Annotated in this window: 16 protein-coding genes; 9 read left to right on the top strand and 7 right to left on the bottom strand. The window is 60.6% G+C overall.

Features of this window, described 5'->3' with window-relative positions:
* Positions 1-105: 105 nt before the first annotated feature.
* The 3 genes from LG30_RS0111555 to LG30_RS21585 all read left to right on the top strand — a co-directional run bounded on the left by LG30_RS0111555 (position 106) and on the right by LG30_RS21585 (position 4,771).
* Complete coding sequence (locus LG30_RS0111555; protein ID WP_033130864.1) at positions 106-2,064, top strand: ATP-binding protein; 1,959 nt, start codon at positions 106-108, stop codon at positions 2,062-2,064.
* Between the two features lie 75 nt (positions 2,065-2,139).
* Positions 2,140-3,489 (top strand): glutathione-disulfide reductase, encoded by a 1,350-nt coding sequence (gene gorA, locus LG30_RS0111550; RefSeq protein ID WP_033130863.1) that lies wholly within the window; start codon positions 2,140-2,142, stop codon positions 3,487-3,489.
* Positions 3,490-3,608: 119 nt separating this feature from the next.
* Positions 3,609-4,771, top strand: a protein-coding gene (locus LG30_RS21585; protein WP_152599216.1) for an IS3 family transposase whose coding sequence is annotated in 2 segments (ribosomal slippage) — positions 3,609-3,864 and positions 3,864-4,771 — 1,164 coding nt in all. Because the reading frame shifts where the segments join, the coding sequence is not laid out codon by codon here.
* Between the two features lie 139 nt (positions 4,772-4,910).
* Here LG30_RS21585 and asnB read toward each other — a convergent pair.
* The 3 genes from asnB to LG30_RS0111525 all read right to left on the bottom strand — a co-directional run bounded on the left by asnB (position 4,911) and on the right by LG30_RS0111525 (position 8,028).
* Complete coding sequence (gene asnB, locus LG30_RS0111535) at positions 4,911-6,575, bottom strand: asparagine synthase B (protein ID WP_033130860.1); 1,665 nt, start codon at positions 6,573-6,575, stop codon at positions 4,911-4,913.
* Positions 6,576-6,767: 192 nt separating this feature from the next.
* On the bottom strand, positions 6,768-7,136 hold the full coding sequence (locus LG30_RS0111530; RefSeq protein WP_033130859.1) for a cupin domain-containing protein: 369 nt from the start codon (positions 7,134-7,136) through the stop codon (positions 6,768-6,770).
* Positions 7,137-7,278: 142 nt separating this feature from the next.
* A complete protein-coding gene (locus tag LG30_RS0111525; RefSeq protein WP_033130858.1) occupies positions 7,279-8,028 on the bottom strand; it encodes an HAD-IIA family hydrolase in 750 nt (249 codons plus the stop codon).
* 198 nt (positions 8,029-8,226) lie between these two features.
* Here LG30_RS0111525 and LG30_RS0111520 point away from each other — a divergent pair, with 198 nt between their 5' ends.
* A complete protein-coding gene (locus LG30_RS0111520) occupies positions 8,227-9,243 on the top strand; it encodes an adenosine deaminase (protein WP_033130893.1) in 1,017 nt (338 codons plus the stop codon).
* A 152-nt stretch (positions 9,244-9,395) separates the two neighbouring features.
* On the opposite strand, the gene LG30_RS0111515 is transcribed toward LG30_RS0111520, so the two are convergent.
* The 4 genes from LG30_RS0111515 to LG30_RS0111500 all read right to left on the bottom strand — a co-directional run bounded on the left by LG30_RS0111515 (position 9,396) and on the right by LG30_RS0111500 (position 14,888).
* Positions 9,396-10,517, bottom strand: a complete 1,122-nt coding sequence (locus LG30_RS0111515; protein ID WP_033130857.1) for an alkene reductase — start codon at positions 10,515-10,517, stop codon at positions 9,396-9,398.
* 242 nt (positions 10,518-10,759) lie between these two features.
* On the bottom strand, positions 10,760-12,301 hold the full coding sequence (locus LG30_RS0111510; RefSeq protein WP_033130856.1) for a TerC family protein: 1,542 nt from the start codon (positions 12,299-12,301) through the stop codon (positions 10,760-10,762).
* Between the two features lie 744 nt (positions 12,302-13,045).
* Complete coding sequence (locus tag LG30_RS0111505) at positions 13,046-13,561, bottom strand: hypothetical protein (protein ID WP_033130855.1); 516 nt, start codon at positions 13,559-13,561, stop codon at positions 13,046-13,048.
* A gap of 400 nt (positions 13,562-13,961) precedes the next feature.
* On the bottom strand, positions 13,962-14,888 hold the full coding sequence (locus LG30_RS0111500) for a cation diffusion facilitator family transporter (protein ID WP_033130854.1): 927 nt from the start codon (positions 14,886-14,888) through the stop codon (positions 13,962-13,964).
* Positions 14,889-15,054: 166 nt separating this feature from the next.
* Between LG30_RS0111500 and ydiJ the strand changes: the two genes are divergently transcribed.
* The 5 genes from ydiJ to LG30_RS22065 form a co-directional block, all read left to right on the top strand.
* Positions 15,055-18,126, top strand: a complete 3,072-nt coding sequence (gene ydiJ, locus LG30_RS0111495) for a D-2-hydroxyglutarate dehydrogenase YdiJ (RefSeq protein ID WP_033130853.1) — start codon at positions 15,055-15,057, stop codon at positions 18,124-18,126.
* Positions 18,126-18,614 (top strand): hypothetical protein, encoded by a 489-nt coding sequence (locus LG30_RS0111490; protein WP_033130852.1) that lies wholly within the window; start codon positions 18,126-18,128, stop codon positions 18,612-18,614. Before ydiJ ends, LG30_RS0111490 begins: the two co-directional genes overlap by 1 nt.
* A 154-nt stretch (positions 18,615-18,768) precedes the next feature.
* Positions 18,769-19,230 (top strand): hotdog fold thioesterase, encoded by a 462-nt coding sequence (locus LG30_RS0111485; protein WP_033130851.1) that lies wholly within the window; start codon positions 18,769-18,771, stop codon positions 19,228-19,230.
* Between the two features lie 185 nt (positions 19,231-19,415).
* Positions 19,416-21,314, top strand: coding sequence for a DEAD/DEAH box helicase (locus tag LG30_RS0111480; protein ID WP_033130850.1), 1,899 nt, complete (start codon positions 19,416-19,418; stop codon positions 21,312-21,314).
* Between the two features lie 106 nt (positions 21,315-21,420).
* Positions 21,421-21,546 (top strand): hypothetical protein (locus LG30_RS22065; RefSeq protein WP_033130849.1); only part of this gene is annotated, 126 nt, incomplete at its 3' end.

The following is a 21,546-nucleotide window of genomic DNA, read 5'->3' as shown; positions in this document are numbered from 1 at the left end:
AAAAGGCCCCGAAAGGGGCCTTACTTTTATCCGTTTTATGACACACGACATAGGTAGATGAAGCAGTTACACTAAACCGCACTCAATCCAGACCGCAAGGATGCCATGTCAGGAATCTTCTCCAAGGCCATCGGCCTTAACGGACTGTCTTACCGTCTGCTCTCCTACATTCTGATATGCAGTACCGTCTTGGCCATGATCATCACGGTGTTGCAGCTCGCCTGGGATTACAACAAGGATGTGACCGTCATCGAGGCGAGCATCGATCAGATCGAGGCCTCCTTCCTGCAGCCCATCTCCGCCAGTTTATGGAATCTGGATGAAGAACAGGTCAAGGTTCAGATCGAAGGCATCATGAACCTGCCCAACATGCAGTTCGTGATGGTCAAGGAGATGCTGGGCAACTCGGAAGTGCCACTGCTGACCCAGGGCGTGGAAAAAGAGCAGTACGACATCTCCCGGGAGTTCAGCCTCACCTATCAGGGCGAGATCGTCGGCAAGCTGTTTGTCGCCGCCTCCCTCGAACAGATCTACCAGCGGCTGATCGAGAAATCCGTGCTGATCCTGGTCAGCCAGACCATCAAGACCCTGGTCGTCTCCTTCTGCATCCTGATCATCATCTACTACCTGGTGATCCGTCATATCAATCGCATCGTCAACTACGCCCAGAAACTGAACCTGGATAGACTCGCAGTGGAGCTGACGCTGGAGGGGCGCACCCTGCCCCGCAAGCACCCCGACGAATTCGATGCGCTGGCCGCGACCCTCAACCAGATGCGCACCCGTCTGAACGATGAATTCACGGCCCGCCATCAGGCCGCCGAGCAGCTCCAGCAGGAGCGGGACTTCTCCGCCACCCTGATCAACTCGGCCAATATGGTTATCTGCTGCATGGAGCCGGACCTCAACATCGCCAGCATCAACCCTGCCGCCATCCTGCTCACCGGCTATCACCATGAAGAGTTGTTGCAGCACAACTGGCTGGATCTGTTCGTCAGCCAGGAGCAGCGGACCGAGCTGGGCACCCTGCTCGCCGAACAGGGCTCCCTCGAAGACAGGGAGATCATCATGCACGACCAGCAGGGCAACGAACTCGTCCTGCAGTGGACCTTCGCCCCCTTCTACGAAGGCCCGAACCTCAAGTATCTGATTGGATTCGGTTATGACATCACCCGCCTGAAGAAAGTGGAGCGGGAGATCACCCTGTTCAACGAGCAGCTGGAAGGCAAGGTAGACGAGCGCACCCGCCGCCTGAGCGATGCCAACGAGCAGCTGGGCAAGGCGTACGACGACCTGAAACAGGCCCAGCAAACCCTGGTGGAGTCGGAGAAGATGGCTTCGCTGGGATCGCTGGTCGCCGGGGTGGCCCACGAGATCAATACGCCCATCGGCATCAGCGTGACCGCCTCCTCCTACCTGCAGGAGCAGGTGGCCGATTTCAAGCAGCACATCGAGGCCAAGCAGCTCTCCCGCTCCTATCTGAATGAATTCACGGTCAATCTTGATGAATCCATGCAGTTGCTGCAGGGCAACCTGAGACGCGCCTCCGAGCTGATTGCCAGCTTCAAGCAGGTGGCGGTGGATCAGTCGTCCGAGGCACGCTACAACTTCAGCCTGGCCGACAACCTGCACCAAGTGGTGGTCTCCCTCGGCCACAAGCTCAAGAAGGCCCAGTGTGAGGTCGACATCCAATGCGATCCCAAGCTGACCCTCTACTCCTTCCCCGGCAGCTTCACCCAGATCTATTCCAATCTGCTCCTCAACTCCATCAACCACGGTTTCGATGGCTGGGACAGACCCAAAAAGATCAGCATCCGGGTGGAACAGCAGGACAATGAGCTCATCATCGACTACAGCGACAATGGCCGCGGCATCCCCCCCGAGATACTGCCGCGTATCTTCGATCCCTTCGTCACCTCCAAGCGGGGCCACGGTGGCAGCGGGCTCGGCACTCACATCATCTACAACCTGGTGGTGCAGCTGCTGCGCGGCCGCATCCACTGCGCCAGCGAACCCGGCCTGGGCGCCCAGTTCCATATCCGCCTGCCCATCCAGCAGAACTGAGCGCCGGCCCTTGTGGGCCGGCGCCTTTGTCCCCATCATGCTGTGACAGCATTTTTCACAAGCGGAGAACCTACCATGGCACAGCATTTTGACTACATCGCCATCGGCGGCGGCAGCGGCGGCATCGCCTCGGCCAACCGGGCGGCCATGTATGGCAAGAAAGTCGCCCTGATCGAAGCCAAGGCACTGGGCGGCACCTGCGTCAACGTGGGTTGCGTCCCCAAGAAGGCCATGTGGTATGCCGGCCAGATCGCCGATGCCCTGAGATATGGCGCCGACTACGGTTTCGACACCACACTCAACCACTTCAGCTGGGCCAAGCTGGTGGAATCCCGCCAGGCCTATATCAGCCGCATTCATCAATCCTACGAGAACGTGCTCGGCAAGAACCAGATCACCGTCATCCGGGGGTTCGCCCGTTTCGTCGACGGCAACACAGTCGAAGTGGATGGTGAGCACTACACGGCCGATCACATACTGATCGCCACCGGCGGCCACCCCGAGGTGCCCAATATCCCAGGCGCCGAGCTCGGCATCGACTCAGACGGCTTCTTCGCCCTGCAAGAGCAGCCGAAGCGGGTCGCCGTAGTCGGTGCCGGCTATATTGCCGTCGAGATCGCCGGCGTGATGCAGGCGCTGGGCTCGGAGACCCATCTGGTGGTACGCAAGCAGGGTCCGCTGCGCAACTTCGATCCCATGATCCAGGAGACCCTGGTGGAGATCATGGCTGCCGAAGGCCCCAAGCTGCATACCCATGCCATCCCTAAAGCGGTGATCAAGAACGCCGACGACAGCCTGACCCTGCAGCTGGAAGATGGCCGCCACCTCACCGTGGATTGCCTGATCTGGGCCATAGGCCGTGCCCCCGCCACCGACAATCTAAACCTCTCTGCCGCCGGCATCGCGCTGGATGACAAGGGCTATATCCCGACCGACAAGTTCCAGAACACCAATGCCGACAACCTCTATGCGGTGGGTGACAACACCGGCCGCATCCAGCTCACCCCGGTGGCCGTCGCCGCCGGCCGTCGCCTGTCGGAGCGGCTGTTCAACAACAAGCCAAACGAGCACCTCAACTACGATCTGGTGCCGACAGTGGTATTCAGCCACCCGCCCATAGGCACCATAGGGCTGACCGAGCCGGAGGCCATCGCCGAGTATGGCGAGAGCCAGGTCAAGGTCTATCGCAGCCAGTTCACCGCCATGTATTCGGCCTTGACCCAGCACCGCCAGCCCACCCGCATGAAGCTGGTCTGCGTCGGCCCCGAGGAGAAGGTGGTCGGCCTGCACGGCATCGGCTTTGCGATGGACGAGATACTGCAAGGCTTTGGTGTGGCCATGAAGATGGGAGCCACCAAGGCCGACTTCGACAACTGCATCGCCATTCATCCCACCAGCGCGGAAGAGTTTGTCACCATGCGTTGAGGCCGGAAAAATAGGAACGCCAGGGTCAACTCGACAACAACGTTGCTATACTGTAGTGGTCTAATCATCCCGGACACCATTTTAGGTGGTACAGTCGCCACCAAGATCAGAGGTGTTCAATGACAAGATTACGTCGCTCATTTACTGCTGAATTCAAACTCGAAGCCGCATCCCTGGTACTCGACCAGGGATACTCTGTCCCCGAAGCCAGCCGTTCACTGGATGTCGGTGAAACCATACTTCGCCGATGGGTTCAGCAGCTTCAATCCGAACGAACCGGCACCACCCCAATCGGCAAAGCGCTGACCCCGGAGCAGCAGAAAATCCAGGAGCTGGAAGCCCGCATCAACCGCCTCGAGCGCGAAAAGGACATTCTAAAAAAGGCTACGGCTCTCTTGATGGCGGACGAGTTCACTCGTACGCGCTGATAGACCGATTAAGAGAGCAAGCCCCCATCACTCTGGTCTGCTGCGCTTTCGATGTTCCAACATCCTGTTTTTACGACTATCTGGCTCGCAAGCGGACGATTAACCGTGAGCGATTGCAACAGCGTAGTGAGTTGCGCCGCTTGTTCAAAGAGAGCCGTGATTCAGCGGGCAGCCGCGCCTTGATGTCGATGATGCGAGCGCTGGGGTATCAGATTGGCCGATTCAAAGTGCGCAGTCTGATGAAAGAGACCGGTCTGGTATCCAAGCAACCCGGCGCTCATCGCTATCAGGTCGCCCGGTCTGAGCGACCGGATATTCCCAATCTGCTGGCCCGTGAATTTGATGTCCAGCAACCCAATCAGGTGTGGTGTGGCGATATCACCTACGTCTGGGCCGCTGGTCGTTGGTATTACCTGGCCGCGGTGCTCGACCTTCATACCCGCCGGGTCGTGGGTTGGGCGATGTCTGACAAACCTGATGCAGAGCTGGCAATAAAAGCGCTCGAGATGGCCTATCAGCAACGAGGTTGCCCATCAGGCGTACTGTTTCACTCCGATCAGGGCAGCCAATATGGCAGCCGTGCGTTTCGGCAACGGCTGTGGCGCTATCGCATGACCCAGAGCATGAGTCGGCGTGGCAACTGCTGGGATAACGCACCGATGGAGCGGTTGTTCAGGAGTCTGAAGACAGAGTGGCTCCCGACAACGGGATATATGAACCTGCGGGAGGCGAAGCGGGATATCAGTTACTACCTGATGGATTACTACAACTGGCGCCGTCCACATCAACACAATGACGGGATCGCGCCAGCAAAAGCCGAGGATCGGCCTAACCAAGTGTCCGGATTTAGTTGACCACTACACATCACATTAATAGGTAAACGATCAGAGAGAGTTGGTTTTTTTCATTGATGTGTTTAAGTTGCGAACTTAGAAAAACAAAGCCCCTCGAGAGGGGCTTTGTTGTTTGGTCGGGCTCTGTCCGCTGGTGTGATCAGTAACTCTGCTGGTGCACATCCATCACGGCGCGACCGGACGGGTCGGCCATCTCCTTGAACTTGGCATCCCACTCAAGAGCAGTGGGAGTGGAGCAGGCGACCGACTTGCCATAAGGTACTGTGCGGGCGGCCGCTTCCAGCGGGAAGTGCTCGTCGAAGATGGCGCGATAGTAGTAGGCCTCCTTGGTGAGCGGAGTGTTGATGGGGAAGCGGAACGCCGCCGCCTCGAACATCTGATCCGTCACCTCGACTTCGACCATGGCTTTGAGGCTGTCAATCCAGGAGTAACCCACGCCGTCGGAGAACTGCTCCTTCTGGCGCCAGGCCACTTCGTGGGGCAGCAGCTCCTCGAAGGCTTCCCGCAGAATGTGCTTCTCGATCTTGCCGTTGCCACACATCTTGTCGGCGGGCTGCAGGCGCATCGCCACGTCCATGAACTCCTTGTCGAGGAAGGGCACGCGGCCTTCCACGCCCCAGGCGGCCATGGACTTGTTGGCGCGCAGGCAGTCATAGAGGTGCAGGGAGGCGAGCTTGCGCACGTTCTCTTCGTGGAATTCTTTAGCGTTCGGCGCCTTGTGGAAATAGAGGTAGCCGCCGAACAGCTCGTCCGAACCCTCGCCCGAGAGTACCATCTTGATGCCCATCGCCTTGATGTAGCGCGCCATCAGGTACATAGGCGTGGAGGCGCGGATGGTGGTGACGTCATAGGTCTCGAGGTGATAGATGACGTCCCGCAGGGCATCCAGACCCTCTTGCACGGTGAAGTGGATCTGGTGGTGAATGGTGCCGAGATGATCGGCCACCTTGCGGGCGGCGGCCAAGTCCGGCGAGCCATCCAGCCCGACGGCGAAGGAGTGCAGCTGCGGCCACCAGGCCTCGCTCTTGCCATCGTCTTCCACCCGGCGGGCGGCGTAGAGCTTGGTGATGGCGGAGATGACGGAGGAATCCAGGCCGCCGGAGAGCAGCACGCCGTAGGGCACGTCGCACATCAGCTGGCGCTTGACCGCCGCTTCCAGCGCGGCCTTGAGCTCCGCCTTGTCGCTGACGTTCTGCTCGACCGCCTGATATTCCATCCAGTCGCGCTGGTACCACTGCTTGAGCTCGCCATCCTTGCTCCAGAGGTAATGTCCGGGCGGGAAGGTTTCGACGCTCTTGCACACCGGCACCAGGGCCTTCATCTCGGAGGCGACATAGAAGTTACCGTACTCGTCGCGGCCGGTATAGAGGGGGATGATCCCCATGTGGTCGCGGCCAATCAGGTAGGCATCCTGCTCGGCGTCATAGAGGATGAAGGCGAAGATGCCGTTGAGATCGTCCAAGAAGGCCGGGCCCTTCTCCTTGTAGAGGGCGAGCAGCACCTCGCAGTCGGAGTGGGTCTGGAACTGGAAGTCGACCTTGAGGTTCTTCTCGAGTTCCTTGTGGTTGTAGATCTCGCCGTTGACGGCCAATACGTGAGTGCGCTCGGGGTTGTAGAGCGGCTGGGCGCCATTGCCCGGATCGACGATGGCCAGGCGTTCGTGCACCAGGATGGCCTTGTCTGAGCTGTAGACGCCGGACCAGTCGGGTCCGCGGTGACGCAGTCGCTTGGACATTTCCAGCGCCGATTTACGCAGGGTTGCTGCATCGGATTTGATGTCCAGAATGCCGAAAATAGAACACATTGGCGGTAATCCTCTTGATTTTTATGGAGCCCCCCACGTTTGGGCTCGAAATTCCATTTACATTCCTCGCCAATCACAATGCCTAGCGCAAAACCCTTTTGCAAGCGGGAAAACCGCACAAAATCATGCCGCGAGCGTCAAGCTGGCGGCATAAGAATAAGGTGGTGAGAAGGGGCTGGGTTGACGCGCGCGTCAGGCCGCCGCGGGCTCGAAGATCACATAGAGTTTGCGGCAGGCCACCAGCGTCTCCCACTCGCCGACGAAGCCCGCCGGGATGATGAACTGGCTGCCCGGGGTGAGGTGCAGCTTGCCGCCCTGGCCGTCGTGGATCAGCGCCTCGCCCTCCAGCAGCTGACAATATTCGTGCTCCGTGTAGTGCACGGCCCAGCGGCCCGGCTCGCAGGCCCAGAAACCCACGTGAAACTGCTGGCTCGGATCCGAGTAGTGGTTCCACAGGGTCTGGCTTGGGTTACCGGACTTGATGCGATCCGTCGGTGGGGTGAGAGGGGTGGGGGTGACGAAGTGATCGTCCAGCAGGATCCAGTCGTTCAGGCTCTTCATGGGGCTTCCTTGCAAGGGCTAAGGGGGCAACGGGATCGTCCTGATCCCGCGGTCGTTTACTTTTCTTAACGATGTTGCGTTTAAGTTAAACGATCTGCCCTGCCTTGCCAAGAGGGGCCGTCCTGCGACCCGGGAAGCGGGATCAGACGATATCGATGTCGACCACTGAGTCGAAGATGTGGTTCGGTCTGAATGGCATGCGGTCGATGTCCGCCACCTTGCTCACGCCGGAGAGCACCAGCACGGTTTCCAGGCCGGCCTGGAAGCCCGCCAGTATGTCGGTGCGCAGGTTGTCGCCGATTATGATGGTGTCATCGGAGTGTGCCTCCATCCGGTTGAGCGCCGCGCGGATGATCCAGGCGCTCGGTTTGCCCACGTAGAAGGGCTTCTTGCCGGTCATCCGCTCGATGGGGGCGCAGAGGGCGCCGCAGGCGGGGTACATCATGGGGCCGTGGGTGTCCGGGTTGGTGGCGATGAAGCGCGCCCCCTGATCCACGAACTTGGCGCCCAGCTGCATCATGGTCCAGTTGTAGTTGCGAGTCTCGCCTACTACCACGAAGTCGGGGTCGATGTCGGTGATGGTGAAGCCGGCCTTGTAGAGCTCGTGGGTCAGGGCTCCTTCGCCGATCACATAGGCCTTCTTGCCATCCTGGCGCTTGAGGAAGTCGGCGGTGCCCATGGCGGAGGTATAGAAGCACTCCTCGGGCACCTCGATGCCGGCGGAGCGGAAGCGGTTCTGCAGATCTTTCTGGGTCTGGGCCGGGTAGTTGGTGAGAAACAGCAGCTTGCTGCCCTGCTCCAGCAGGCGGTGCACGAAGCGGTCGGCCCCGGGGATGAGATCGTTGTTGTGCAGTATGACGCCGTCGATATCGCAGATGACGTTTTTCTTCATAGGGACTCCTTGTAGGGGGGAGGCGATGGCCAACCTCGAATGTCTTCAATCGGTTATGGTTTTTGTGCCGCCATTATAAGACGCTTTGATGACAAGTCTCCCCCGGCGCACGGGATGGGTGCACAATGGTGATGGAGGGGCGTGCAGCCGGTGTCCAAGCCGCCTGAGCGCCCGGAGTCTGACAAGGAGGCCGCCACCATGGATAACTTTATTGCCGGCTTGCCCAAGCTGGAGTTGCACCTGCATATTGAGGGCACCCTGGAGCCCGAGCTGATGTTTGCGTTGGCCGCCCGCAACGGCGTGACCCTGCCCTGGCCCGATGTCGAGCGCGTGCGGGCCGCCTACGAGTTCGACTGCCTGCAATCCTTTCTCGATCTCTACTACCTGGGTGCCAGCGTGCTTCGTACCGAGCAGGATTTCTTCGATCTCACCTTCGCCTATCTGAAGCGCTGCGCCGCCGAGCGGGTGGTACACGTGGAGATCTTCTTCGATCCCCAGGCTCATACCGCCCGTGGTGTGCCCTTCGCCACCGTCCTCGGCGGCATAGAGCGGGCGCTGCAGGAAGGCGAAGAGACCTTCGGCATCAGCTGGCGGCTGATCATGAGCTTCCTGCGCCACTTGAGCGAGGAAGAGGCCTTCGCCACCCTGGCCGAGGCCGAACCCCATCTCGCGCGCATTCACGGGGTCGGGCTCGATTCGGGGGAGCTGGGCAACCCGCCGACCAAGTTTGCCGGGGTCTTTGCCGAGATCAGGGCGCTGGGGTTGCCGGTGGTGGCCCATGCCGGGGAGGAGGGGCCGGCGTCTTACATCTGGCAGGCCATCAACGAGCTGCAGGTGAGGCGCATCGACCACGGGGTGCGCTGCGTCGATGACCCTGCGCTGCTGCGCTACCTCGCCGACACCCGGCTGCCGCTCACCGTCTGCCCGCTCTCCAACACCCGACTCAAGGTGTTCGAGGACATGAGGCAGCACAATGTGCTAACCCTGTTGGAGCGGGGGCTATGTATCACCATCAATTCAGATGATCCTGCTTATTTCGGCGGCTACCTGGGGGCCAATTTCCAGGCGCTGGCCCGGGATCTCGGCGCCAGCCGGGCGCAGCTCTGCCGGCTCAGCCTCAACGCGGTGGAAGCGAGCTGGCTCGGCTTCGCGGACAAGGCGCGGCTGACCCACGACATTCATGCCCACGGGGCCAGTCACGGTGTCTCTATCTAGGAAACGGACGTCAGTGACGGCCTTCGGCAGGAGAGGGATGGGGTTTCGCTTGCTGAGCGGCGGGCAGTGCCTGCGTCTATCAGGCCCTCTGAAAAAACAGCGCACCCGCGATGGCGGGTGCGCTGTTTTTGTGACTGGCACGGGGGACCGGATCAGGCTGGCTGGGACTCTGTCTCGGCTTGATAGGTCGGGTAATCGGTGAGCCCCTGCTCGGCGCCGCCAAACAGGGTGGCCGGATCGTGGGGGGCCCAGGGGTAGCCGTGGCGCAGCCGGTTTGGCAGGTCCGGGTTCGCCACGAAGGGGCGACCGAAGCCAATCATGTCGGCCCAGCCCGCCTTGAGGGCGGCACGCGCCCGCTCGCCATCATATTTGCCCGCGTAGATGAGGGTGTTGGGGAAGGCCGCCCGCAGCCCCTGCTTGAAGTTCTCCGGCATCAGGGGGGCATCGTCCCAATCCGCCTCGGCGATGTGCAGATAGGTGACGTTGAGCTCCCCCAGCAGGCGAGCGGCAGCCAGATAGGTCTGCTCCGGATTCGCATCCACTGTGCCGTTGAGGGTGGTGAGCGGGGCCAGACGCACGCCCACGCGGTCTGCCCCTATCTCGGCACTGACCGCTTGTGTCACCTCTTTCAGGAAGCGCAGCCGGTTCTCAAGAGAGCCGCCGTAGTTGTCGGTGCGGGCATTGGACTCGGAGTCCAGGAACTGGTTGATGAGGTAGCCGTTGGCGGCGTGCAGCTCGATGCCGTCAAAACCGGCGTCCATGGCATTGCGGGCCGCCTGGCGGAACTGGCCGACCACCGCATCGATGTCGTCCTGAGTCATGGCGCGCGGGGTGGCGGTTTCCACGAAGCCGGGGGCGTCGCTGCCGTTATCGACGAACACCCGGACCCCGGCGGCCGGGATGGCGGAGGCCGAGATGGGCTGGGCGCCGCCGATGTTGTCCGGGTGGGTGACCCGGCCCACGTGCCAGAGCTGGGCGAAGAGGGTGCCGCCCTTGGCGTGCACCGCGTCTGTCACCAGCTGCCAGCCTGCTACCTGTTCGGCGCTATGGATGCCCGGGGTCCAGGCATAGCCCTTGCCCAGGGGATCGATCTGGGTGCCCTCAGAGACGATGAGGCCGGCCTCGGCGCGCTGGGCGTAGTAGGTCGCCATCATGGCGTTGGCCACGTCACCCGGCTGACTGGCGCGGGAGCGGGTCATGGGGGGCATGACGATACGGTTGTTCAGGTGCAATTGACCGAGGCGCAGGGGGCAGAACAGGTTGTCGTGGCTCATCTTGAATTCCTCATTTGGGATTGGGGCCACTCTACGTCCGGATGTCATTGTGAAAAAGAGGGGCAATCGCAGAAGAGAATTGCCAGTCGTGCAGCAATAGCGCTGGAGCAAGCAAAGAGGCCACCGGATTGCGGTGCACTGATGACGCTCATCTGGATGGGGCAGAGCGGAGATGAAAAAAGAGAGGGAGGCGCTATGCCTCCCTCTCTTCGTTATCAGCTGCATCTGCTCTCGTCAGAGAGTCAGAGGCTCTGCGGGGTGACGCGCACCCGCTCGATGCGCCGCTCGCTCACCGCCAGCACCTCGAAGCAGAACTGGCCGAGCCGCAGCTGCTGACCCATGCTGGGCAGGCTGCCGAAGTGGGAGAGCAGCATGCCTGCGAGGGTCACGTACTCGTCGCTCTCGCTCACCAGACCGTCGATCCCCAGCGCCTGCTCCACCTGATGGATGTTGGTGCTGCCGTTGATGAGCCAGCCTTCCCCCTCGCGTACCACGTCGGGGGTCTCGTCCTCGTCCGGCAGTTCGCCGACGATGGCTTCCAGCAGATCGTGGGTGGTGACCAGCCCCTGGATGATGCCGAACTCGTCGGTCACCAGAATGAGGCTGCCCCTGGCCTGACGCAGCTCCGCCAGCAGCCGGATCACGTTGATGGTCTGCGGTACTATGACGGGATCGTTCTGGCGCGCGAGCTCGCTCAAGGATTGCCCTTCGTTGAGCGCGAACAGCAGATCTCGCGCCTTGATCACCCCGATGAGATCGTCCAGCCCGCCATCGCAGACCGGGAACAGGCTGTGAGGGGCCCGCTGCAGCAGGGCGCGGATCTCGTCGATGGAGTCATTGACATCGATCCACTCCATCTCGGCGCGGGGGGTCATGATGGTGCGGATGGATCGCTCGGCAAGGGACAGCACCCCGGTCACCATGTAACGCTCCTCCTCCCCGAAGCTGAGGGGCAGGGGTCTGTCCTGCTCCTCTGCTTCATCCTCTTGCGGGTGGGCGCCGTGCTTGCTGCCCCCCATCAGTTTGAAGATGGCGGCGGTGGTGCGTTCACGCAGGGGCTGCCTGGACTCATGGCGTTGGGCACTGCGCTGGGCCAGCTGGTTGAAGAACTCGATCAGCACCGAGAAGCCAATGGCGGCGTAGAGATAACCCTTGGGAATGTGGAAGCCAAAACCTTCCGCCACCAGGCTGAAGCCGATCATCAGCAGGAAGCTCAGGCAGAGCACCACCACGGTGGGATGGGCGTTGACGAAGCGGGTCAGCGGCTTGGAGGCCAGCACCATCACCACCATGGCGATGGTCACGGCGGCCATCATGACGCCGAGGTGATCCACCATGCCGACGGCGGTGATGATGGAGTCCAGGGAGAAGACCGCATCCAGCACCAGGATCTGGGCGATCACCACCCCGAAACCGGCGTAGACGCCGACCTGGCCATGCTCTTCGGGCTTGGCTTCGAGCCGCTCGTGCAGCTCAGTGGTGGCCTTGAACAGCAGGAACAGGCCGCCCCCCATCAGGATGAGATCCCGACCGGAGAAGGAGAGTTCACCCCATTGCAGGATGGGCTGGGTCAGGGTCACCAGCCAGGACATCACGCTCAGCAGCCCCAGGCGCATCAGCAGTGCCAGCGACAGGCCTATGATGCGGGCCCTGTCCCGTTGGGCGGGGGGCAATTTTTTCACCAGGATGGCGATGAACACCAGGTTGTCGATCCCGAGCACTATCTCCAGGATGATCAGGGTAAAGAGACCGACCCAGATAGAAGGGTCCAGCAAGAATTCCATGTCATAAACCTCAATAAAAACAGACGCAGTGGATGTCAGTCACGGCAAGGGCCGTGGCAATGCAAAACACAGAGGCGGTTCAGAGGCGCTGATTGAGCAGGTAAAGATAAGCTTTGATGGGAAAAATCGAAGGGCAACTTCGGGGATTGTCCATGATGGGCAATAAAACCTCGGGTGAAAAATGAGCCCTGATGATAACGGCTGTCGCTGATTTGGCAAGAGGGGTGATGAGGATCTAAGGTCGCGATCGGTGCTGGTTGGCCATCTCATCTCGCGGCCGCGCTCATCGGTGCCGTCCGTGGGGGGTGCAGGGGCCTGTGCCGGGCAGGGCGGCGGCAAACGGTACTCTTTATATTCAGGTTGTAACCCGGAGCTGAAAACTGTGCCAACGATCTGGCGGCATCTTGCCATAGCCATAAAACCTATGCATGGGAGTCACCATTATCGACAGGCAGGATCTCGGATCATATTGGTGATTATCTGGCCAGACTAAAAATTGTAACTAAATATGTCTCATCCTTCCTGGAGGGAATATTTAAATGCCATGGCAAATGGCTTAAACAGGCGTCTGTTAACATCGAGTAAATATAGAGTCTTTATTCTTTCGTTAACGCCGAATTTACTAATGTGACGATAGTCAGTCGCAAAATAAGACCCGATAAATAAAGCAAGGAGGCCATGCCTCCTCGTTTGGAATCACACATCGTTTATGGCGAGTCGCGCAGGGCGCGGCTCCCATGCGGATCAGTTGCCGGTATAGGCGGCGCCCTGAACCCGGCCGTTTTTGTCACTCAGGCAAGACCAGGGAGCATCGGCGCCCGGCACCTGAATGGTGACACCGACCCCGGCTTCGGAGTCCATCACATCGGTCACCTTGAGCTGGCTCTGGGCCACCTTGGTCTTGTCAGAGACCGCCTTCAGGCAGGCCTTCTCGGCAGGGCTGGCCTTGCTGGCAGGGGTGCTCTTGGCCACGGTGCCCGAGACAGGTTGGCAGATGCCAGAGGCTTTCTTGCGGGTGTAGGAGACATCGTATTGGCTCCCAGTCTTGCTGATGGAGAGGGTCACGCCCGCGCCCTTGGCCTCATAGAAGTCATCGCTGTACTTCTTGAGCTTGGCTGCCTGGCCGTTGATATAGACGGAGCCGCCTTCATCGCTGTGCATCTGGATCTGGCCCGGACACTGATAGTTCAATTGAGGAAGCGCGGCATGGGCCGTGCCCACCATGGTCAGGGTTATGACTGTCATCAGTATTTTCTTCATGGACATTACCTTAACTGTAAAATGATACGTTATTTATTATTTTATTTTTCCGACGGGTAACAATTCCATTGTCGAGCGGCGATAGCCTTTCATCCGTGCCGGAAATAAATAACCGCGACACTTAATTTTAGCAACGAATTTTTTGTTATTTATTTTTGGTGCTGATAATGCTTCTTGATTCCTTATCCGCGGGGCACGTATTTCTGCCGGGAGATATCCCTATTCAGATCATATTGAGCCATGAGGGGAAAGCACAAAAAGTGGAGAGAACGATGGCGGCTGGGCAGTGGAAGGCTTGGGCGATGGGGGCGTGGCGCCGCGCCATGGCATCGCCGGGACCGATACGCCACATAGACACGCGGGGCCGGGCCCCGCGTGGCATGGATTGGCGAAACGCGGGTCAGAGCCAGCGCTTCTCGCGGGTGAAGCAGACCGAGAGCCAGGCATCGCCCAGGGTGTCGCCGAGGCGGGACCAGAGCTCCTGGCGCAGGGCGTCCTGGCGCTCGACGGGCCACTCCTGATCCGGGGCGACCAGGATGTTGAGTTCTAGATCGAAACGGCGCCCGCTCTTGGCCAGATGGCTGTAGCACTCGATGCCATGGCGCTGACGCAGGGCCTCTATTTCGTGCTCGACCCGCTGGGGCACATCCCCCTTGGGTGCCACTTTGAGCACCTCCCGCAGGTTGCGGCTCAGCACCTTGATGGGGATCAGGGTGGCGCACAGCGCGAGCAGGGTGACCAGCACGGGGTCTATGTAGCGGTTGTAGTGGCCGTAACCGATGGCCTCGAGGCCGATGGCGACCACGAAGCCGATGAGCAGGGTGGCGCTGAGCAGGGTGTCGACCAGCCACTCCTTGGAGTCGACTCGCACCAGTTCGGAGTCGAGCCGCTCGGCGACGCCGGCCTCGATCCGATAGATGATGGCGCAGAAGAAGGTGCAGACGGCGGCGTAGATGAGGGCGTGGCCGAGATCGATCTCCCGTCCGCCCTCCAGCAAGGAGGTGATGCCGCTATAGAAGGCGCCGAGGCAGAGCAGCAGGATGACGGTGCCGTTGATGACATTGGTGATGGGTTCGAAGTGGGCGTAGCCGTACTGGAAGCGATCGTCGGAGGGGCGGGTCACCAGGTAGGCGGTGATTAACCCTAAACCCGTCATGCCCATGCTGAACAGGGTGAAGATGCCATCGAGCATGATGGCGTTGGAACCGACGAACAGGCCGTAGCCGATCCCGAAGATGGCGAAGCTGATGCAGCCGAACAGTGACAGGGTCAGAGCCTGTTTCTCGGTGCTGACAAACGTACTGATAACATGGCTGTGGTGAGCCATAAAAGTCCTCCTTTCAAATGGTGAAGATTGCAGAGCGCAAGCGGTTTTCTAGCTGATATACTGCCCGCTCAGTGAGCGGATCGGCCAAGGCAGCCCGATAGAGGCGGGCCTGGCGGTCGTTGTCGCCGGAGTTCCGGCATCAAGCAAAGGATGGGAACAAGGATTCATGATCCCGAGACTCGATTACCAGGACAGTTTGTCACCCACAACCCTGCAGTTTCTTGAGTTGCTAGGACGCAGCGCATTTCGTGGTGATATCGAAAAGTCTTATGCAAGCCGGTTGGCGATGGCGACGGATAACAGCGTCTATCAGGTCGTACCTCAGGCGGTTCTCTATCCGCGCAGCGCGGATGACATTGCGGTCATGCTCAGGTTGGCTCAGGAGAGCGCCTATGCCGCCTTGAGTTTTTTCCCTCGCGGCGGCGGCACCGGCACCAATGGCCAGTCCCTGGGCGGCGGCATTATCGTCGATCTCTCGCGCCATATGAACCAGATCCTGGAAATTAATCTGGAGGAGGGCTGGGTACGGGCCCAGGCCGGGGTGATCAAGGATCAGCTCAACGCCTATTTGAAACCCCACGGCTACTTCTTCTCGCCGGATCTCTCCACCTCCAACCGCGCCACTTTAGGGGGCATGGTCAACACCGATGCCTCGGGGCAGGGCTCCTTGGTATACGGCAAGACCTCGGATCACGTGCTGGGCTTGAAAGCCGTGCTGGAGAACGGCGATCTCATGACCACGGAGCCTGTCACCGGCTCGCGTCTGGCCGACAAGCTGGCCCTCGAGAATCGGGAAGGGGAGATCTACCGCACCCTGTACCGCATCGGTAAGGAGCGCCGCGCCGACATAGAGGCGATCTTCCCCAAGCTCAATCGCTTCCTGACCGGTTACGATCTCAAGCATCTCTATCAGCCCGACAGCGACACCCTCGATGTGAGTCGGGTGTTGTGCGGCTCTGAAGGGTCCCTCGGTTTCATCACCGAGGCCAGACTCAATATCACGGCCATTCCGCGCTATCGCACCCTGGTCAACGTCAAGTACGACAGCTTCCCCTCGGCCCTCAGGAATGCCCCCTTCATGGTGCAGGCCCACGCCCTGTCGGTGGAGACGGTGGACTCCCGGGTGCTGGGACTGGCCCGCGCCGACATCATCTGGCACTCGGTCAAGGCGTTCATTGAGGACGTGCCCGGCAAGGATCTGCAGGGGCTCAACATCGTCGAATTTGCCGACACCGACGAAGCCGAGCACCAGGCCAAGGTGGCCGAGCTGTGCCGGCGCATCGATGGGCTGTTGGCGCGCGGCGAGGCCGGCATCATCGGCTACCAGGTGTGCAGCCACCTGCCGAGCATCGAGACCATCTACGGCATGCGCAAGAAATCGGTGGGGCTGCTCGGCAACGCCGAGGGGCGCAAGAAGCCGGTGGCCTTCACCGAAGATACCGCAGTGCCGCCGGAATCCCTCGCCGACTTCATCATGGAGTTTCGCGCCCTGCTCGACGGCCATGGCCTCGATTACGGCATGTTTGGCCACGTCGATGCCGGCGTGCTGCACGTGCGGCCGGCGCTGGACTTGTGCGATCCCGAGCAGGAGGTGCTGCTGCGCCGCATCTCGGATCAGGTGGTGGCGCTCACCGCCAAATATGGTGGCCTGATGTGGGGCGAGCACGGCAAGGGTTTCCGCTCCGAGTACAGCCCCGCCTTCTTCGGCGAGCTGTGGGAGGAGTTACAGCGGGTGAAGGGGGCCTTCGACCCCGACAACCGCATCAACCCCGGCAAAATTTGTATACCTTATGGCAGCGGCGCCGAGCTAGTGTCGGTAGACGGCCCCAAGCGCGGCAAGTTCGACCGCCAGATCCCGATTGCGGTGCGGACAAGCTACACCCGCGCCATGGACTGCAACGGCAACGGCCTCTGCTTCACCTTCGAGACCGACTCCCCCATGTGTCCCTCGGTCAAGATAAGCAAGGACAGGCGCCACTCGCCGAAAGGCCGGGCGGGCCTGATGCGCGAATGGCTGCGCCAGCTGGCGGAGCAGGGCTTCGATCCCCTCGCGGAAGAGGTGGCGCTGCAAAGCGGCGGACTGCGCATCAAGGCCATCGTCAACAAGTTCCGCAATACGGTGGCCCGCGCCCGTGGCCAGTATGACTTCTCCCACGAGGTGATGGAGGCGATGGAGGGGTGTCTCGCGTGCAAGGCTTGCACCAGCCAGTGCCCCATCAAGGTGGATGTGCCTAATTTCCGCGCCCGCTTCATGCAGCTCTATCACAGCCGCTATCTGCGTGGTCCCAAGGATTACTTCGTCGGCACCGTCGAGAGCTATGCGCCGCTGCTGGCCAAGGCGCCGAAACTGGTCAACTTCTTCCTGGAGAAGGAGTGGGCCCAGAAGGCGACCGAGAAGAGCATCGGCATGGTGGATGTGCCGCTGCTCTCGGTGCCGACCCTGGCCGACGCCCTGCGCGATCACCGCGCCCGCTACTTCGATCTGCCGGGCCTGGAGGCCATGAGCCCGGAGCAGCGTGCCAAAGTGGTACTCATAGTGCAGGATCCCTTCACCAGCTATTACGATGCCCCCGTGGTGCGCGACCTGGTGAGACTCGCCAGCAAGCTGGGCTATCAACCCTATCTGCTGCCGTTCAAGCCCAACGGCAAGCCGCAACACGTGAAGGGATTCCTGCGTGCCTTCGCCCGCACCGCGGCCAACAGTGCCCAGTTCCTCAACAAGATCGCGGCCCTGGGCATCCCCATGGTGGGGGTGGATCCCTCCCTGGTGCTCTGCTATCGGGATGAGTATGTGAAGGCGCTGGGCGCCGCCCGTGGCGACTTCCAGGTGCTGCTGCCCCAGGAGTGGCTGCTCTCTTTACCTGCAGACACCTTGCCCGCCCCTGAAGCCAAAGTTGTGGATGGCGAGCAGACCGAGCCCTGGTATCTGTTCGCCCACTGCACCGAGAAGACCGCCAAGCCCTCGACTCACGGTGACTGGAGCACGCTGTTCCAGCGCTTTGGCGCCCGGCTGCAGCCGGTATCGGTCGGTTGCTGCGGCATGGCCGGTACCTATGGCCACGACGCCAAGCAGGTGGACAACTCCAAGGGGATCTACTCCTTAAGCTGGGCCGAGCCGCTTTCCCGTCTGCCCAAGGAGCGTTGTCTGGCCACCGGCTATTCCTGCCGCAGCCAGGTGAAACGGATGGAGGGGGAGAAACTTAAGCACCCGTTGCAGGCCCTGCTGGAACTGCTCTGATGCTGACGTTGCCCAAGCGGTTTCGGGTGCCGCAAGCCTGTCGGCATCCGCACTTTCTGCTGCTGCCGACCAGCCCGACCCAGGCGGTGGTGGAGTTTGTGGCCATGCTGCGGGAGCGCGAGCAGTTGCATCGGCTGTTTCGCCGAGACGACGTTTGGCCCTCCGCCAATTTCAGCCTGAGTCAGCACGAGGCCGATCTGGAGTGGCAGTGCTCGGAGTTTCTGGCCAAGCGCTCCTTCGCCTATGGCCTGTGGAGCCCGGAGCGGGAGCCCCAGTTCTGGGGCGGGGTCTATCTCTACCCCTCGGTATTGCCGGAGGTGGAGGTGGAGCTGTTCTTCTGGAAGGTGGCCGAGGCACCGCTCAGCGATGGCGAGCTGGAGCGCGAGTTGCGCGCCTGGCTTGGCAAGGTCTGGCACTGGTCGGCGCCCTGCCTGCCGGGGCGGGAAATCCCCTGGGACGAGTGGCCTGGGGTCACCTATCCCTGGTGACGCTGACCTGGCCCTGGTGAGGCCGATTGCTTCGTTCAATGCCCCTGTCGGGGCATTTCTTATCAAACCGTTTTGCGCTGACCCGGGCCATTTTGATATCGTTAATGGCAACCCATTGATCATACTCATTAATCACATAAGGAGTCTGACTGTCATGAGTCAAGAGATCGCCCCCATCTGGCGCAAACCCATGAGCCTCGACGGGCTCAATGCCAGCTCCCGCAATACCCTGATGGCCCATCTCGACATCCGTTACACGGACTTTGGCCCCGACTGGCTGGAGGCCAGCATGCCGGTGGATCACCGCACCCACCAGCCCCTTGGCATGTTGCACGGGGGAGCCTCGGTGGTGCTGGCGGAGACGCTAGGGTCACTGGCGGCCAATATGGCGGTCGGGGAAGACAGCTATTGCGTGGGACTGGAGGTCAATGCCAACCATCTGCGGGCCAAGCGGGAAGGGGTGGTGACGGGGCGTTGTTCCCCCTTGCATCTGGGGGCGACGACTCAGGTGTGGCAGATCGAGATCCGGGATGAACGGATGCGTTTGTTGTGCACCAGCCGGCTGACCATGGCCGTGCTCAAACACAAGCGGGACAAGGACTTTCGTGAGGAGTGATCCGCAATAACGCACCATGCGTGCAAAATAAGCAAGCCATAGTCGCGAGATCCCTCTATAATTGCCAACGTCTTGAGATGCTTATCACATTTTTCAAGACAGCAGAACAAAGTGGCGCTATAATCGCCGCCTTTTTGCTATTCCGCGGTGTTAGCCGCCTGCCTTAATCTGGAAGAATCGAATCTATGTCTGATACCGAACAACTGCCCCTTTTTAGTGAGCTTGGACTGGCCGCGCCTGTATTGAAAGCGCTGCAGGACGTGGGCTATGAGCGCCCGTCTCCCATCCAGGCCGCAGCAATCCCCCACCTGATGGCGGGACACGATCTGCTGGGGCAGGCGCAAACCGGTACAGGGAAGACCGCTGCTTTTGCCTTGCCTCTGTTGTCTCGTCTGGAAGCTGGTAACCGTAACACCCAGGTTTTGGTGCTGGCACCGACCCGTGAACTGGCGCTGCAGGTTGCTGAGGCGTGCCAACGTTACGCCAAGCACATGCCGGACTTCCATGTCCTGCCGATCTACGGTGGTTCCTCCTACGAAACCCAGACCCGCGCCCTGCGTCGTGGTGCTCAGGTTGTCGTGGGTACCCCGGGTCGTGTGATGGACTTGATCCGTCGCAAGAACCTGGATCTCTCCGGTCTGAAAGCACTGGTGCTGGATGAAGCCGATGAAATGCTGCGCATGGGCTTCATCGACGACGTGGACTGGATCATGGATCAGTGCCCGGCCGGCCGTCAGGTTGCCCTGTTCTCCGCCACCATGCCGGACCAGATCCGTCGTGTTGCCCAGAAGCACCTGAAGCAGCCGAAAGAGATCAAGATCGTCTCCAAGACGTCCACTGCACCGACCATCCGTCAGCGTTACTGGCAGGTAACCGGTCTGCATAAGCTGGACGCCATGACCCGTCTGCTGGAAGTAGAGCCGTACGAAGCCGTACTGGTCTTCGTGCGCACCAAGAATGCCGCCGAAGAGTTGGCCGGCAAGCTGGCCGCTCGTGGCCACGCCTGTGAAGCCCTGCACGGTGACATCCCGCAGAAGCTGCGTGAGCGTACCGTTGACAAGCTGCGTCAAGGCCAGCTGGACATCCTGATCGCTACCGACGTCGTCGCCCGTGGTCTGGACGTCGAGCGCATCACTCACGTGGTGAACTACGACATTCCGTACGATACCGAATCCTATGTTCACCGTATCGGCCGTACCGGCCGTGCCGGTCGCAAGGGTGAGGCCATCCTGTTCGTGGCTCCTCGCGAGCGCCGCATGCTGCGCGCCATCGAGCACGCCACTCGTCAGGCCATCGAGCCGATGAAGATGCCGAGCACCGAGGACATCAACCAGCACCGCATGACCAAGTTCAAGGAGCGCATCCGGGAAACCATGATGGGCGAAGAGCTTGAGATCTACGTGAACCTGGTGAACGAGCTGATCGAAGAAGATTCTGCCGATCCGCTGGAGCTGGCTGCCGCCCTGGCCAAGCTGGTGCAAGGTGACCAACCGCTGCTGCTGGATGACTCCATCACTGAACCGGCAAGCGATCGTGCTGGCCGTGAGTTCGAGCGCCGTGACTTCGGTGATCGTGCTCCCCGTGATTTCGCCGACCGTGGTGATCGTCCTGCCCGTCGCATGCCGTCCCTGGAGCCGCGCCCGCTCAAAGACAATCCTGACGTAGAGATGGAGCGTTACCGCGTAGACGTGGGTGCCCATCACGGCGTCAAGCCGGGCCAGATCGTGGGCGCCATCGCCAACGAAGCGAACATCGAGAGCCGTTTCATCGGCAACATCGACATCGCCGATGACTTCTCCACCGTCGATCTGCCCAAGGGCATGACAGCCGATGTGCTGGAAGTGATCAAGAAGGCCCGTGTCTGCCAGCGTCCGTTGCAGATCACTCGCTACACCGAAGTACCGGCCGGCACCAACACTGCCCCCCGTCCTTCCAGTGATCGTCCTGCCTTCAACAAGGACCGTCCTTTCAACAAGGATCGCCGTCCTGCCGGTGACCGTCCGTTCAACAAGAGCGGGGAGCGCCGTGAAGGTGGCTTCAACAAGGATCGCAAGTTCGGTGGCAACAAGCGCCGCGACAGCTAAGTCCTGATTGCACTGATAAAAGGCCGCTCATCGAGCGGCCTTTTTTATGGCTATGTCCCGTCCTGAATATGGTTTACACCTTTCCCCTCAATAAATGGAGACCCCGATGGGACAAGGTGTGAAACGGACACAGCGCGATTACTCGCTGACTTTTAAACTGGCGCTGGTCGAGCAGATTGAAAAAGGCGAGCTCACCTACAAACAGGCTCAGGCCCGTTATGGCATTCAGGGC

This window comes from Aeromonas aquatica, assembly GCF_000764655.1.
GTDB lineage: Bacteria > Pseudomonadota > Gammaproteobacteria > Enterobacterales > Aeromonadaceae > Aeromonas > Aeromonas aquatica.
This window is presented reverse-complemented; position numbering and strand designations above follow the sequence as displayed.